The sequence below is a fragment of the Neorhizobium sp. IRS_2294 genome, assembly GCF_050500145.1.
GTDB classification, from domain to species: Bacteria; Pseudomonadota; Alphaproteobacteria; order Rhizobiales; family Rhizobiaceae; genus Neorhizobium; species Neorhizobium soli.
Genome location: NZ_CP191440.1, coordinates 704,428 through 719,785, shown reverse-complemented (window position 1 = coordinate 719,785; position 15,358 = coordinate 704,428). Strand labels below are relative to the sequence as shown.

16 protein-coding genes are annotated in these 15,358 nt (G+C 59.8%); 7 read left to right on the top strand and 9 right to left on the bottom strand.

The genetic code is table 11. The features are described 5' to 3' along the window. The first annotated feature begins 39 nt into the window (after window positions 1-39). The 6 genes from ACQY1K_RS20565 to ACQY1K_RS20540 all read left to right on the top strand — a co-directional run bounded on the left by ACQY1K_RS20565 (window position 40) and on the right by ACQY1K_RS20540 (window position 6,008). A complete protein-coding gene (locus tag ACQY1K_RS20565) occupies window positions 40-1,113 on the top strand; it encodes an ABC transporter ATP-binding protein (protein WP_430259107.1) in 1,074 nt (357 codons plus the stop codon). Between the two features lie 11 nt (window positions 1,114-1,124). Continuing rightward, on the top strand, window positions 1,125-2,195 hold the full coding sequence (locus tag ACQY1K_RS20560) for an ABC transporter ATP-binding protein (protein ID WP_430249368.1): 1,071 nt from the start codon (window positions 1,125-1,127) through the stop codon (window positions 2,193-2,195). 5 nt (window positions 2,196-2,200) lie between these two features. Continuing rightward, on the top strand, window positions 2,201-3,067 hold the full coding sequence (locus ACQY1K_RS20555; protein ID WP_062576486.1) for a carbohydrate ABC transporter permease: 867 nt from the start codon (window positions 2,201-2,203) through the stop codon (window positions 3,065-3,067). Between the two features lie 14 nt (window positions 3,068-3,081). Continuing rightward, a complete protein-coding gene (locus ACQY1K_RS20550) occupies window positions 3,082-3,909 on the top strand; it encodes a carbohydrate ABC transporter permease (RefSeq protein WP_062576484.1) in 828 nt (275 codons plus the stop codon). Between the two features lie 13 nt (window positions 3,910-3,922). Then, the gene (locus ACQY1K_RS20545; RefSeq protein WP_062458904.1) at window positions 3,923-4,204 is read left to right on the top strand and encodes a DUF2160 domain-containing protein; all 282 of its coding nucleotides are present in this window, start codon (window positions 3,923-3,925) and stop codon (window positions 4,202-4,204) included. A gap of 73 nt (window positions 4,205-4,277) precedes the next feature. Continuing rightward, window positions 4,278-6,008, top strand: a complete 1,731-nt coding sequence (locus tag ACQY1K_RS20540) for an extracellular solute-binding protein (protein WP_113165103.1) — start codon at window positions 4,278-4,280, stop codon at window positions 6,006-6,008. Between the two features lie 134 nt (window positions 6,009-6,142). Here ACQY1K_RS20540 and ACQY1K_RS20535 read toward each other — a convergent pair whose 3' ends face one another. Together ACQY1K_RS20535 and ACQY1K_RS20530 are read right to left on the bottom strand one after the other, a co-directional pair. Continuing rightward, on the bottom strand, window positions 6,143-6,532 hold the full coding sequence (locus ACQY1K_RS20535; RefSeq protein ID WP_430259105.1) for a DoxX family protein: 390 nt from the start codon (window positions 6,530-6,532) through the stop codon (window positions 6,143-6,145). Window positions 6,533-6,890: 358 nt separating this feature from the next. Beyond that, window positions 6,891-7,064 carry a hypothetical protein gene (locus ACQY1K_RS20530; RefSeq protein WP_165699857.1) on the bottom strand — a complete coding sequence of 58 codons (174 nt, stop codon included), beginning with the start codon at window positions 7,062-7,064 and terminating at the stop codon, window positions 6,891-6,893. Window positions 7,065-7,267: 203 nt separating this feature from the next. Between ACQY1K_RS20530 and gnd the strand changes: the two genes are divergently transcribed. Beyond that, window positions 7,268-8,254 (top strand): phosphogluconate dehydrogenase (NAD(+)-dependent, decarboxylating), encoded by a 987-nt coding sequence (gene gnd / locus ACQY1K_RS20525; protein ID WP_430259103.1) that lies wholly within the window; start codon window positions 7,268-7,270, stop codon window positions 8,252-8,254. A gap of 80 nt (window positions 8,255-8,334) precedes the next feature. Here the strand turns inward: gnd and ACQY1K_RS20520 are convergent, their stop codons facing one another. The 7 genes from ACQY1K_RS20520 to ACQY1K_RS20490 form a co-directional block, all read right to left on the bottom strand. Then, on the bottom strand, window positions 8,335-9,846 hold the full coding sequence (locus ACQY1K_RS20520) for a S10 family peptidase (RefSeq protein ID WP_430259101.1): 1,512 nt from the start codon (window positions 9,844-9,846) through the stop codon (window positions 8,335-8,337). A gap of 50 nt (window positions 9,847-9,896) precedes the next feature. After that, window positions 9,897-11,012, bottom strand: a complete 1,116-nt coding sequence (locus ACQY1K_RS20515) for an anhydro-N-acetylmuramic acid kinase (protein WP_184655235.1) — start codon at window positions 11,010-11,012, stop codon at window positions 9,897-9,899. A gap of 62 nt (window positions 11,013-11,074) precedes the next feature. Further along, on the bottom strand, window positions 11,075-12,352 hold the full coding sequence (locus ACQY1K_RS20510) for an L-fuconate dehydratase (protein WP_430259099.1): 1,278 nt from the start codon (window positions 12,350-12,352) through the stop codon (window positions 11,075-11,077). A gap of 74 nt (window positions 12,353-12,426) precedes the next feature. Then, complete coding sequence (locus tag ACQY1K_RS20505; protein ID WP_184655233.1) at window positions 12,427-13,158, bottom strand: SDR family oxidoreductase; 732 nt, start codon at window positions 13,156-13,158, stop codon at window positions 12,427-12,429. Window positions 13,159-13,183: 25 nt separating this feature from the next. Further along, window positions 13,184-13,513: an L-rhamnose mutarotase gene (locus tag ACQY1K_RS20500; protein ID WP_092664237.1), complete on the bottom strand. Its 330-nt coding sequence runs from the start codon at window positions 13,511-13,513 to the stop codon at window positions 13,184-13,186. 11 nt (window positions 13,514-13,524) lie between these two features. Next, a complete protein-coding gene (locus ACQY1K_RS20495) occupies window positions 13,525-14,535 on the bottom strand; it encodes a zinc-binding alcohol dehydrogenase family protein (RefSeq protein ID WP_430259097.1) in 1,011 nt (336 codons plus the stop codon). Between the two features lies 1 nt (window position 14,536). After that, window positions 14,537-15,358, bottom strand: a complete 822-nt coding sequence (locus ACQY1K_RS20490; RefSeq protein WP_430259095.1) for an amidohydrolase family protein — start codon at window positions 15,356-15,358, stop codon at window positions 14,537-14,539.

The following is a 15,358-nucleotide window of genomic DNA, read 5'->3' as shown; positions in this document are numbered from 1 at the left end:
CGGCATGTGTTCCCGCTGTGAGGAGGCAGGGGAACAAGCATGTTGGAATTGCGAAAAGCTGCGAAAATGGTGGCGGGCGAATATCATATTCACCCGAGCGACCTTACGCTCGAGCGTGGCAGCCTGAATGTGCTGCTCGGTCCGACGCTTTCGGGCAAGACGTCGCTGATGCGGCTGATGGCTGGTTTGGACCGGCCGACGGAGGGTGCTGTCTATTTCGATGGAATAGACGTGACCGGCATGCCGGTGCAAAAACGCAATATCGCGATGGTGTACCAGCAGTTCATCAACTATCCGCTCCTGACCGTCTATGAAAACATTGCCTCGCCGATGCGCATTTCCGGCAAGGACAAGGCGACCGTCGACCGCGAGGTGCGCAAGGCCGCAGAACTCTTGCGGTTGACTCCCTATCTCGATCGCACGCCTCTGCATCTCTCCGGCGGCCAGCAGCAGCGCACCGCTCTTGCCCGCGCGTTGGTCAAGAACGCGAGCCTCGTGCTGATGGACGAGCCACTCGCCAACCTCGATTACAAGCTGCGTGAAGAACTGCGCGAAGAGCTTCCCAAGATCTTTGCCCAGTCCGGCGCAATCTTTGTCTATGCCACGACCGAACCTTCGGAAGCGCTGATGCTGGGCGGCAATACGGCAACCCTTTCCGAGGGCAGCATCACCCAGTTCGGGCCGACGATCGACATCTATAGAAGGCCGGCGGATCTGACGACCGCGAAGACCTTTGCCGATCCGCCGCTGAATTTCATCGAGGTGGTTAAGTCGGGTGGCGGGCTCCGCCACCGCGAAGGCGACGTTCTTCCCTTGCCTGCGCATCTCGGAACCATACCGGATGGTCCCCTGACGGTTGCGTTTCATCCACATCATCTGGGCTTCACGCAGCAGACCGAGAATTCGGCGCGGCTCGCAGCCCGCACCCAGATCTCGGAAATCACTGGTTCGGAAAGCTTCGTGCACCTTGAGTATGAGGATGCGAAATGGGTGATGCTGGCACCCGGCATTCACAACATTGATCCAGATACCGGCATCGAAGTCTTTCTCGATACCCGACATCTGATGGCGTTCGGCAGCGATGGTCGGGCAATCGCTGCGGCTGCGGCTTAGGGGGAAACATCATGGCACGCATCACCCTCGACCATATCCGCCACGCCTACGGCGCCAACCCTGTCGCCGACAGCGACTATGCGCTTCGCGAAGTTCATCACGAATGGAACGACGGTGGCGCCTACGCGCTGCTTGGCCCCTCCGGCTGCGGCAAGACCACGTTGCTCAACATCATCTCCGGTCTGCTGCAGCCGTCACACGGACGCATCCTGTTTGATGGAAACGACGTGACGGAAGTCTCGACACAGGGTCGCAACATCGCGCAGGTGTTCCAGTTCCCGGTTATCTACGACACGATGACGGTCTACGACAATCTGGCCTTCCCGCTGCGCAACCGCAAAGTACCAGAGGCCGAGGTCGACAAGCGCGTTCGCGACATGCTGGGGATCATCGATCTTGCCGATTGGGCCGACCGCAAGGCGCGGGGCCTGACCGCTGACCAGAAGCAGAAGATATCACTCGGCCGCGGCCTCGTGCGCAACGACGTCAACGCCATCCTGTTCGATGAACCGCTGACCGTGATCGATCCCCATATGAAATGGGTGCTGCGCTCGCAGTTGAAGCGGATCCACAAGCAGTTCGGCTTTACCATGGTCTATGTCACCCACGACCAGACCGAAGCCCTGACCTTCGCAGACAAGGTCGTCGTGATGTACGAGGGCGAGATCGTGCAGATCGGCACCCCTGCGGAATTGTTCGAGAAGCCCAGCCATACATTCGTCGGCTATTTCATCGGTTCGCCCGGCATGAACGTCCTGCCGGCGCAGCTGAATGAGCGGTCCGTCGTGGTCGGCAGTCAGCGGATGGACCTCAATGTGCCGCCGAAGACGAGGCTGGGCGACCGGATCGAACTCGGCATCCGTCCGGAGTTCATCCATCTCGGTCGAGAAGGCATGCCGGTGAAGATCAGCCGGATCGAGGATATCGGCCGACGGCGCATCGTCCGCGCCGAATTCGAGGGAAAGCCGCTTGCGATCGTCGCCGACGAGAATACGGAAATTCCGGCGGAAGCCCGCGTGAGCTTTGATCCTGCAGGTATCAATATCTACGCCAATTCCTGGCGCGTCGGCGGGGAGGCGTGAACGATATGGAAAAGACCTACAACAACAAGGCCTGGTTCTTCGTTCTTCCGGTGCTGCTGCTGGTCCTGTTTTCAGCGGCTATACCGTTGATGACCGTTGTGAACTACTCGGTGCAGGACACGTTCGGCAACAACGAATTCTTCTGGGCGGGCACCGGCTGGTTTACCGAAATCCTGAATTCCGATCGGTTCTGGGCGGCGTTGCAGCGCAACCTGCTCTTCTCGGTCATCATTCTAGCATTGGAAATTCCGCTTGGCATCTTCATCGCGCTGAACATGCCGAAAAAGGGGCTCGGCGTTCCGGTCTGCCTCGTTCTGATGGCGCTTCCGCTGCTGATCCCGTGGAACGTGGTCGGCACCATCTGGCAGGTGTTTGGTCGCGTCGATATCGGCCTTCTCGGCCGGACGCTGGCAATCCTCGGCATCGACTACAACTATGTCCGGGATCCGATCGATGCCTGGGTCACCGTCATCGTGATGGATGTCTGGCACTGGACGAGCCTTGTCGTGCTCCTCTGCTATGCCGGTCTCGTGTCGATCCCGGATGCCTACTATCAGGCTGCGAAAATCGATGGCGCGTCGCGCTGGTCGGTGTTCCGGTTTATCCAGCTTCCGAAGATGAAGCGGGTGCTGCTGATCGCCGTGCTCCTGCGCTTCATGGATAGTTTCATGATTTATACCGAACCCTTCGTCGTCACCGGCGGCGGGCCCGGCAACTCGACAACCTTCCTGTCGATCGATCTCGTCAAGATGGCGGTCGGGCAGTTCGACCTCGGGCCGGCCGCGGCGATGTCGATCATCTACTTCCTCATCATCCTGCTGATGTCGTGGATCTTCTACACGGTCATGACCAGCAGCGACAAAGACGCGTGAGGAGGACCGTTACGATGGCTCAAGTCAACACATTCAAGCCGGCGCGCAGCTACTCCTGGCTCGTCTCGACAATCTACATCATCTTCCTGCTGCTGCCGATCTACTGGCTGGTCAATATGAGCTTCAAGGAGAATGCCGAGATCACCGGTACCTTCTCCCTCTTCCCGCATAACCCGACGCTTCGGAATTACACGGTGATCTTCACCGATCCATCCTGGTACAACGGCTATATCAACTCGATTATCTATGTGGGTCTGAACACGCTGATCTCGGTGGCGGCGGCACTTCCTGCGGCCTACGCCTTCTCCCGCTACCGGTTTCTCGGCGACAAGCACCTGTTCTTCTGGCTGCTGACCAACCGGATGGCGCCACCGGCGGTCTTTGCGCTGCCATTCTTCCAGCTCTATTCCGCCTTCGGACTGATCGACACGCATATCGCCGTGGCACTCGCCCACTGCCTGTTCAACGTCCCGCTGGCCGTCTGGATTCTCGAAGGCTTCATGTCCGGCGTGCCAAAGGAAATCGACGAAACCGCTTATATCGACGGCTATTCCTTCCCGCGCTTCTTCGTGAAGATCTTCATGCCGTTGATCGCGTCCGGCATCGGCGTCGCGGCCTTCTTCTGCTTCATGTTCTCGTGGGTCGAACTGCTGCTTGCCCGCACGCTGACGACGACTGCCGCCAAGCCGATTTCGGCCATCATGACCCGCACCGTTTCGGCGTCCGGCATGGACTGGGGCGTTCTGGCAGCCGCCGGCGTGCTGACGATCGTGCCGGGCGCGCTCGTGATCTACTTTGTCCGCAACTACATCGCCAAGGGCTTTGCCCTGGGTCGGGTCTAGAGGGAGAACGCACATGAGTTTTTCATGGATGGCCTGGACGCTGCCGACGACGCTTTTCTTTGTGACCATCTTCGCCTTGATTGCAGCGATGGGCATCTGGGAGTATTTTTCTCCGGGGGGAGCGCCACGGGTTGGGATCCTGCGCTTCGAGACAACGCGGGGGGACCGGCTCTTCATTTCGCTGCTTGGTGCAGCATTCATCAATCTCGCATGGTTGGGGCTGATCGGCCCCAATCTGTGGTGGGCTCTTGCCCTCGCTGTGGTCTACGCCGTCGGCGTTTTCCGCTTCGTCTGAAGGCAAGTTTGATACGGCGCGCGGGAGGACTGGCGCCGAAACGAAATCGCAATCGCAACTCTGGGAGGACATTATGCGACGGCATCTTTTGACAACGACAGCAGGCATATTGCTGGCACTGGCAGGCACGGCTCACGCCGGCATGAACGAGGCGAAGCAGTTCCTTGACAAGGAAATCAAGGACCTATCATCGCTATCGCGTGCCGAGCAGGAAAAGGAGCTGCAATGGTTCATCGATGCGGCGAAGCCCTTCTCCGGTCTCGACATCAAGGTCGTCTCGGAAACGCTGACCACGCATGAATACGAGTCGAAAGTGCTGGCGCCAGCCTTCACGGCGATCACCGGCATCAAGATCACCCACGACCTGATCGGCGAAGGCGATGTCGTCGAGAAGCTGCAGACGCAGATGCAGTCGGGCGAGAACATCTATGACGCCTATGTCAACGATAGCGACCTGATCGGCACGCATTGGCGTTACCAGCAGGCCCGTTCCCTGACGGACTTCATGGCGAAGGAAGGTAAGGACGTTACCAATCCCGGCCTCGATCTCGACGACTTCATCGGCCTGAAGTTCACCACCGCGCCCGACAAGAAGCTCTACCAGCTTCCGGACCAGCAGTTCGCCAACCTTTACTGGTTCAGGTACGACTGGTTCAACGACGCCAAGAACAAGGCTGATTTCAAGGCCAAATACGGCTACGACCTCGGTGTTCCCGTCAACTGGTCCGCTTACGAAGACATCGCGGAATTCTTCACCGGCCGTGATATCGGCGGCAAGAAGGTCTTCGGCCACATGGACTACGGCAAGAAGGACCCGTCGCTCGGCTGGCGCTTCACCGACGCCTGGCTTTCGATGGCTGGCAACGGCGACAAGGGTCTACCGAACGGTCTGCCGGTCGATGAATGGGGTATCAAGGTCAACGAAAAGTCACAGCCGGTCGGCTCCTGCGTGGCGCGCGGCGGTGACACCAATGGCCCTGCCTCGGTCTATTCGATCCAGAAGTATCTCGACTGGATGAAGGCCTATGCACCGCCGGCTGCCCAGGGCATGAACTTCTCGGAATCCGGCCCGGTCCCTGCCGGCGGCGAAATCGCTCAGCAGATGTTCATGTACACTGCCTTCACCGCCGATATGGTGAAGCCAGGCCTGCCTGTCATGAACGAGGACGGCACGCCGAAATGGCGTTTCGCGCCAAGCCCGCACGGCGTCTACTGGAAAGACGGCATGAAGCTTGGCTATCAGGACGTCGGTTCCTGGACGCTGATGAAGTCCACGCCTGACGATCGCGCAAAGGCGGCCTGGCTCTACGCCCAGTTCGTCACGTCCAAGACCGTCGACCTGAAGAAGAGCCATGTGGGCCTGACGCTGATCCGCGAAAGCTCGATCCGGCATCAGAGCTTTACCGATCGCGCACCGAAACTCGGCGGCCTGATCGAGTTCTACCGCTCGCCGGCGCGTGTTCAGTGGTCGCCGACCGGCACCAACGTTCCTGATTATCCGAAGCTCGCACAGCTTTGGTGGCAGGCGATCGGGGATGCTGCATCGGGTGCCAAGACGCCACAGTTGGCAATGGACTCGCTTTGCGCCGAGCAGGAAAAGGTGCTCCAGCGTCTGGAACGCGCTGGCGTCCAGAAGGACATGGGTCCCAAGCTCGCAGAAGAGCATGACCTGGCCTACTGGAACAAGGATGCGGTGGCCAAGGGCAATCTGGCTCCGCAGCTGAAGATCGAGAACGAAAAGGAAAAGCCGATCACCGTCAACTACGACGACCTGGTGAAGAGCTGGGCTGACGCAAAGAAGTGATCTGACCGATCAAGGCTCCCGAAGGGGAAGCGGCGGCAAGAGACGACCGCGCCGAACATCATCGGCGCGGTCGTTTCGCGTTCGTCACTGCTGCGGACACACGGCAGAGCCTCCCAACCTGCCTTGATCCGGTCCTATGCCTTTTTCAGCTTGGCATCGACACTGAGCGGTCCGGCTCCGGACGTGACGAAATACAGGAACACGAACCAGAGCACGGCAGCAGCCATTCCGCCGTTTTCGGGCGGGAAAATGCTTTTGGGAAAGTGGCTGATGAAGTAAGCCGCGGCCATCAGTCCGGACAGGAGGAATGCCGCTATCCGTGTCTGGAAACCGACCAGGAAGAGGAAGCCGAAGACAAGCTCAAAGAGACCCGCGATCCAGGGCAACGAGCCCGTGGGCGGCATGAAGGTACCGGCGTGGAAATGAAAGATTTTCGCCATGCCGAAGGAGAAGATGACGAGGCCGACGGCAATACGCAGGATGCTGAGAAGAACAGGCTGGTAAGCCTGGATTTTGTTGACCATTGGGAAGCTCCGTTAAATGTCGATGCTCTTCTGACATCGACCAAACGAAGGTCAACTGCACGTCTTCGTGAAACAGTTATGGAATGCGCGAGACCGCCGAAGCGTCTTCTCAAATGGTGACCGCGTTGACGATCATCAAAACGGGGACACAGCCCAAGGCAATTGCCCCAATCCAGGCCATCAGTATCTTTATGAAATACCGCTGCTGCATAAAGATCTCGTTGTATTCGTGAAGCATTAAGCACCCCTACGCCGTTGAAGGGAATGAACCACCTCTTCAGAAGCGAGTCGAGTGCAGCCTTGCAACAGACTGAATCAGACGTATACGCGGACCACGTCCTCCAACGATAAAGTCAATTCACTGCAGGTTGAGAGGCAGTTGAATCCCCTTGGGAACATGCGGCTTGCGAAGATTGGCAATTTCGATCCGTCCATAGATCTCCTTGCGTTCCTTGTCGTGACGTTCCCTGAGCGCCTTCGACTGGGCCACGAGGGCAAGAGCACGGGCGACGACCTCTTCAGTTCTCTGCATGGCGTTCTCCTCAATGTTCTTCCTTTGTTCTCATTTTCGCTGAAGGTTGTCAACAGTATTTTCTTCCCGTGCCTAGGCTGGCGGTTTCGGCGCATCTGCCGTGCATGTCTGCAGGTGTCAATTTCTGAACGAACTGATATGCCTCATCTCAGTCGGGCCTGATGGTTCGGACCCACAACATGGTTTTTCGGAAGGGAAACGGAATGCAGATCGGAATGATAGGCCTCGGCCGTATGGGCGCCAATATGGTGCGACGGCTCCTGCGTGATGGACATGAATGTGTGGTATTCGATGTCAGCCAGGCCAATGTCGAGGCTCTCGAGCAGGAAGGCGCGATCGGTGCTACCTCGCTCGAAGATCTGGTCGGCAAGCTTGCAAAGCCGGCCACCGTTTGGCTGATGCTGCCGGCAGCGATCACCGACCAGACGATCGAGAAGCTCTCGGGTGTCATGTCGGCGGGCGACGTGCTGATCGACGGCGGAAACTCCAACTACCAGGACGATATCGATCGCGCAGGGCGTCTTTCGGGCATCGGCCTCGACTATATCGATGTCGGCACGAGCGGTGGCGTCTGGGGTCTGGAACGCGGCTATTGCCTGATGATCGGCGGACCGGATGAAGCGGTGAAGCGCCTCGATCCGATCTTCCTGTCGCTCTCCCCGGGAGCCGGCAAGGAAGCACAGCGGACCTCGGAACTTGGCTACATCCATTGCGGCCCAGCAGGATCAGGTCACTTCGTGAAGATGGTCCACAACGGCATCGAATACGGCATGATGGCGGCCTATGCCGAAGGCCTCAACCTGATGAAGTCTGCCAATATCGGCAAGGTGGCACGTAGCGCCGATGCGGAAACCAGCCCGCTCGCCAATCCGCACTACTATCACTACGATCTGGACGTGGCCGAAATCACCGAAGTCTGGCGTCACGGCAGCGTCGTTTCGTCGTGGCTGCTCGATCTTCTCGCCGGCTCTCTGCACAACGATCCGACGCTTGACGCCTTCAGTGGTCGAGTTTCGGATTCCGGCGAGGGACGGTGGATGATGAAGGCCGGTATCGATACCGGCGTGCCGCTTCCGGTCCTGTCGTCCGCTCTCTTCCAGCGCTTTTCGTCGCAGGGTCACGAGCAGTATTCGAACCAGGTTCTGTCGGCGCTTCGGGCAGCCTTCGGCGGCCACTCTGAAAAGAAATAGGCTAGGTTATATCCCATACGAAATCCGGCACCCCTGGGGTGCCGGACTCTTTTGAAAAGCTCGATAGACCGGGCTTATTCCTATTCTACCGTCTTTGTCTCGTAGTACGCTTTCGCATCGCTCAGGAATGCCGCCCTCGACGACGGGTTGGTATAGAACATGTGGCCGCCGCTATAGGTCTTCAGTTCTGCCCGGCCGGCTGCCAACTGTGTCGGCAGATGATCGATCACGTAGCGGCTCACACCATAGGGTGTCAGCGCATCGCTGTGACCATGCGCGACCAGCAGGCGGAAGGATGGGATTACCGACAGCAGGTCGCGGATATCCGTCGACGCGCTGGCGAGCGCGCGAGCATCGCCGCCCCGGCTGCCATTCCATTCCCACCGGCGGTTCACATCCTCGTTCAAAAGCGAGTAGGTCATGTCGCTCGAAAACTTCAGCTCGCCTTTCGCATAGGAGGCAAAGGCTGCACTGTAGGCGCGGGTGTATCCTTCCAGAATGGGATCGTCATTGCGCCCATACGCGTCCTCGGGATAGGCGTCCGGCACGGCGTAGGATGCATCATAGGGGCTGACGACCCGACCCGGTCCGCCCATCTGCTTCCCGTAGACATCGCCGACGAGGCCTCGCGTTCTGGAAACAACATCTTTCGGGATACCCGTGAGACCAGCAAGCTTTCCATAGAATGCGTCAGCCTCTTCTCCCGTCGGCGCAGCGCCCGCCACGGTCGGAAGATAGTCGCGCAACGCAAAGCGTTCGGCTTCGGCGAGCTTTTCAGGCGTGAAGCTTTTGGTCCGCTCCATCTCGGCTGCCGCAAGCGAGGGCAGTTGCAGTGCGGCGCTCAGCGGATCGTCGGAATTTGCGAGGAACCGGCCTTCGATAAACGGCGAGAGCATGATGATGCCGGAGGGGATGATGCCCTGGCTATTCTTCATCGCGATCGCGACTTTCGCCGCGCGGAACCCGCCATAGCTTTCGCCGACCAGATATTTTGGTGCATTCAGCCGGTCGTTCTTCTGGACGTAGAGCGAGATCACCTTGGCAAGGCTGTCGGCATCCTGACTTACGCCGTAGAAATTCTTGGCAATGTCGTCGCTGGCGGCGCGGCTCCACCCGGTGCCAACCGGATCGATCATGACAAGATCGGTAAATGCCAGCCAGCTTTGCGGATTGTCCCTGATCTGCGGCGTAGTGCCGTCGTTGCCGTTCTTGCCGAATTCGATGATCCGCGGGCCCAGCAGCCCGAGATGCAGATAGGCCGATGCGGCACCCGGGCCGCCGTTGAAGGCGAATGTGAGCGGACGACCCGGCGTGCGATCCTTGGCGATATAGGCCGTGTAGAAGATCTTGGCCGTTCGATTGCCGTCCTGGCCGAACAGGTCAAGCGTCCCGGCGGTCGCTGTATAGGGCAGATCGGCGCTGCCCTCGGTTTTGAGAACGTGCTCGGTCGTGCTGTCATCGGGGATAAGCCCGAATATGCCGGGGGGCTGTTGCGCCACGGCTGGGGCGCAAAGCGCAAGAAGCACCAGGATGGATGCAAGGATCCGGTAAAGACGCAAAGCTGTTTCCTCCGTGACGGCTATGTCAGTCATGTAGGGCAGCAAGACCCATCCGGGAAACTCAATTCCGCTTGAGCCTCAAGTCAGCCCGCCAATCGTCCGCCCTGCAGAGGCCTTGGCGCACCTGTCGTCGTCGGAAAGCTGATCGGCAGACCGCGCAGCACGCGCACGGCGAGGAACGCGAACAGTTCCGCCTCCACCGCATCGCCCCGCCAGCCGAACTCGTCGGCGGACACGGCCTCGACGCCGGCGCGCTGTTCGAGCATCGCCATGATCGTCGGGTTGCGACGCCCGCCTCCGGCCACGATCAGCCGTTTCGGACGTCTCGGCAATAGATCGAGCGCCTTGCCGACCGCTGACGCGGTAAAGGCTGAAAGTGTGGCCGCGCCGTCTTCCGGCGAAAGCCCGTCGGCCATAGCAGCGGTAAACGAATAGCGGTCGAGCGATTTCGGGTAGGGCGCGGTCATGTACGGATGCTCAAGCAGACGTGCCAGACGCTCCTCATCGACCTTGCCCGAAGCACCAAGCGCGCCGTCCCTGTCCATCTCGCCAAGCCCGAGCGATTTGATGAAATCGTTGAGCGGGGCGTTGGCCGGGCCGGTATCAAAGGCGATCACCAGGTCCTCGCCATCCCACCAGCTAACATTGCCGACACCACCGAGGTTGAGCACGGCGCTATCGCCCGATCGATCGACGCCGCGCAGCAGGGCCGCGTGATAGACGGCGGCTAGCGGTGCGCCCTGGCCGCCGGCGCGAACATCCGCAGTTCTGAAATCATAGGCGACCTTGCAGCCCAGGATCGACGCCATCAACTCGCCATCGCCAAGCTGCCGCGTGTCGCCGAGACGTTCCCGGTTCGGTGCACGGTGGAGCACGGTCTGGCCATGGAAGCCGACAATGCCGATCTCGGCCATCGTCAGGCCGGCGCTCTCAACAAGATCCTGCACTGCGCGTGATTGCGCCCGCGTCAATGCCTCCTCGGCCACGGCGAAGATTGCGGGCTCCGGTCCTTCGAATTCCCAGACGCGCGCTTGGGCGAGCGATTCCTCGAGAAGAAACCGGATCTCGGGCGGATAGGGCGCCAACGTATAGGCGCCTGCTGTCTCCACCGTTTCTCCGTCGGTCTTCAAGAGCGCGACGTCGATATTGCCGTCGAGGACGGTCCCGGTCATCAGGCCGACGGCCCAGATTGGCTCCATTGGAGATCCCCTCAAGTTCAAGCGATGCAATCACCCGGGAGTAACAGAGACCGCCGGCGCCCTCAACGTCCGAAGCGGAATTCCTCCAGCGTCCCGGCCTTCATCTCGATCGAGAAGCCCGGCATTTTTGGCGGCATATAGGCGGCGTTTTCGATGACGCAGGGTTCGAGGAAATGTTCGTGCAGGTGATCGACATATTCGATGACGCGGCCGTCCATCGTGCCGGACACCGCAACGTAGTCGATCATCGAGAGATGCTGGACATATTCGCAAAGGCCGACGCCGCCGGCATGCGGCCAGACCGGAAGGCCATATTTGGCGGCAATCAATAGGACGGAAAGCACCTCGTTCAGCCCGCCCATGCGGCAGCTGTCGATCTGCACGATATCGATCGCACCTTCTGCTATGAACTGCTTGAACATGATACGGTTCTGGCACATCTCGCCAGTGGCAACCTTCACCAACCCGATCGCCTGGCGGATCTTGCGGTGACCGGCAATATCGTCCGGGCTGGTCGGCTCCTCGATGAAGAAGGGCTTGGAGAACGCGAGCTTGTTGACCCAGTCGATCGCCTGGTCGACCTCCCAGACCTGGTTGGCATCGATCATCAGGTAACGGTCGGGGCCGATCACCTCGCGCGCGATGGTCAGGCGGCGGATGTCGTCTTCCAGATCGCGGCCGACCTTCATCTTGATATGATCGAAACCGGCATCGATCGCTTCCTGGCAAAGTCTGCGCAGCTTCTCGTCATCGTAGCCGAGCCAGCCGGCGGAGGTCGTGTAGCAGGGATAACCCCTGCTTTCCAGAATTGCGATCCGCTCCGGCTTCCCGGCCTCGGCTTTTCTGAGAATGGCGAGAGCCTCGTCGCGTGTGAGAACGTCGGTCAGATAGCGATAGTCGACGATATCGGCGATCTCTTCCGGCGACATGTCCGCCACCAGCCGCCAGACCGGCTTGCCTTCTTCCTTGGCGAGCAGGTCCCAGAAGGCGTTGACGACAGCGCCGGTCGCAAGATGCATGGCGCCCTTGTCGGGGCCGATCCATCGCAACTGGCTGTCGCCGGTCAGGTGCCGCCAGAATTTCCCCGGATTGGCCTTCATCACCTGCGTATCGGCACCGACCACGAGGTGGCGCATCGCCTCGATCGCCATGCAGCAGATGTCGTTGCCGCGGCCGATCGTGAAGGTGAGGCCGTGTCCTTTGAGCGCCGGATTGTCGGTTTCGAGGATCACGTAGGCGGCTGAATAATCCGGATCCGGGTTCATGGCATCGGAACCGTCGAGGCTCTGCGAGGTCGGAAAGCGCAGGTCGACAACCCGCATATCGATAATTTTGGCCATGGCTATTCCTTCCGCTGGTCGGCGGTTCAAGATGATCGGGTGGTGCGCCGTCTAGGACGGCAGAGGATTAAGGCTCAGATGGTCCAGCCGCCGTCGATGGCGAAGGCCTGTCCGCTCGTATAGGTGGCCGTGGCAAGATAGACGGCGAGATCGGCGATCTCTTCCGGCGAACCAAGGCGGCCCATGGGCTGGCGGGCGATGAAGGCGGCGCGGGCGGCATCATAATCGCCCTGGGCGCGCATGCGGTCCTGCAGCGACGGGCTTTCCACCGTGCCCGGGCAGATTGCATTGCAGCGGATCCCTTGCGTCACGTAGTCGGCCGCGACTGATTTGGTGAGTCCGATCACAGCTGCCTTGGTCACACCATAGGCGAAACGGTTCGGCACGCCCTTCACGCTGGAAGCCACGGAGGCCATGTTGATGATCGCGCCATCCCTGCGCTCCAGCATGCCCGGCAGCACGGCACGGATCGTGCGGATCATGGCCCGCACGTTGAGATCGAAGGCAAAATCGAGATCGCTATCCGGCATCTCCAGCACCGAACCGGCGTGCACGACGCCGGCGCAGTTGAAGAGCACATCGACCTGACCGATATCAGAGACGCAGGCCTTGACCGCGTCCTCGTTCAGGACGTCGAGCTTTGCCGTTGTCAGGTTGTCGAGCTTCGGCAACTCGGAAAGAGCCGTCTCGTTGATATCGGTGGCATGAACCTTGGCGCCTGCCGCGATGAAGGCAAGCGCACTGGCGCGGCCGATCCCCTGACCCGCCGCGGTGATCAGAACTGTCTTGCCATTCAGATTTGCCATCGACTTCAACTCTCCTCTCTGCATGTCAGTCATGATGGAAAACTTCTTCCATCATCGCCCACCATTCACCTTCAGCCCGCGTTTCCAGGGGCTTCTGGCAGGGAATGGTAAAGGCCCACCATTCCTGGTTCTTCTCATTGGCCGCCATCCGCGCCATGTCGGCTGCGAAATCGGTGCCGTGATATTCCCATGTGCCGAACAGGAGGTTTTCCGGTTCGCGCAGGAAGATCGTATAGTTCCTGATGTTGCAGCGGGAAATCAAGTCGAGGATTTCCGGCCATACCGCCGCATGCAGTTCCCGATACTTGGCAAGCATCTCCGGCTGCACGCCGATCATCATTCCCATGCGTTGCATGACTTTACTCCTCAGGCGACTTCGATGAGCGCCTTGACCACCGCTTGCGCGGGATCTGTCAGTTTGGAAAACCGGTCCGGCACGTCCGAAAGGTGCATGCGGTGCGTAATCAAGGCGTCCGGCACTTCACCGGCGCGCATTGCGTCCATCACGTGTTCGAAGTCCGTGATCGTCGCATTACGGCTGCCGAGAAGCGTGGTTTCGCGCTTGTGAAACTCCGGATCCGAAAAGCCGATCGTGCTGGAGACGATCGACACCAGGACATAGGTGCCGCCGTGTCCGACAAAGGAGAAGCCGCGTTCCATGGCCTTCGGGTTGCCGGTCGCGTCGAACACCGCGTCGAAGAAACCGCCGTTGGTGATGGCGGAAAGCTGGTCGGCGTCGTCATCGGAAAGCGCGACCGTAGAAGTAATGCCCAACTGGCTCTTGGCGAACTCAAGCCTGTCTGCACGACCGTCGATGACCGTAACCTCGGCACCTTCGAGCTGCGCAAAAATTGCGACCGATAGGCCGATCGGGCCCGCGCCGACGACCAGAACCTTCTGACCATTTTCGACCCGTGCGCGGGCGACCGCATGTGCGCCGATCGCCAGAAACTCGACCATAGCAGCTTGATCAAGCGTCAGTCCGTTTGCCTTCACAGCGAACTGCTCGGGAATGCTCAGATATTCTGTCATGCCGCCATCGCGATGGACGCCGAGCACACCGATATTGCGGCAGCAGTTGGTCTTGCCCTTCAGGCAGGCATTGCAGTGGCCACAGGAAATGTAGGGGATGATCGAGACGATATCGCCCACCTGAAGCGAGCTTCCCTCGGGCGCTTCCTCGACGGTTGCCGCCAGTTCGTGGCCCATGACGCGCGGATAGGAAAGATAGGGCTGGTTGCCGGTGAAGATATGCAGGTCGGTGCCGCAGACGCCGATACGGCGGACCTTCAGAAGCACCTCGCCTTCGCCGCGTACGGGCTTGTCCCGCTCGATCGCCGAAAGTTTGCCCGGTTCATCGCATATGATAGTCAGCATCCTAGATCTCTTTCAGTCGATAGAAGCGTTTGGCATTGCCGCCGAAGACGGCCGCATGGTTCTCTTCCGGGACGATGTCCAGGCACTGTTTGAGCCAGGCGCCGTATTCCCCGGCAAGTCTCAGGACAGGCCAATCGCTGCCCCAGATGACGCGATCAGGCCCGAACAGGTCGAAGATCGTTTCCGCATAGGGGCGCACGGATTGCGGCTTCTGGTCTCCCGCTTCGGTCAGAAGGCCCGATAGCTTGCAATGCACGTTCGGCAGGGCGGCCAGCGCCTTCATGCGGGCGTACCAGTCGATAAACCGTCCCTCGGCGATCGGCGGCTTGGCGCCGTGATCGATGACGATCTGAAGTTCCTGATGGCGCCGAGAAAAGTTGCAAAGCGGTGCCAGATGCCTTGGAAGCACAAGCGCATCGAAGACGAGGTCGTGTTCGATCATCGTCGCGATACCGGCGTCCAGCGCGGGATCATCGATCCACCGGTCGTCGGCCAAGTCCTGCAGCATCGGGCGGAAACCCTTCAGCTTACTGTGGCTTGCCAGCTGTCCAATATTCTCCTGCACATCCGATGCTTTCAAATCCGTCCAGCCGACCACGCCCAGGATGAAAGGGTGGTTGTCGGCTAGATCCAGCACGAACTGCGTATCGGCTTGCGTCTCCATCGTCTGCACCAGCACGGTGCCATCGACGCCGGCTTCGTCCAACAACGGCCGCAGGTCGTCCGGCAGGAAATCCCGGTGAATGGCCTCAAGCTCCGGCCCTGGCCATTGGCCGGTCCGGTCGGCGATCCGCCAGAAATGCTGGTGGGCATCGATCCGCAT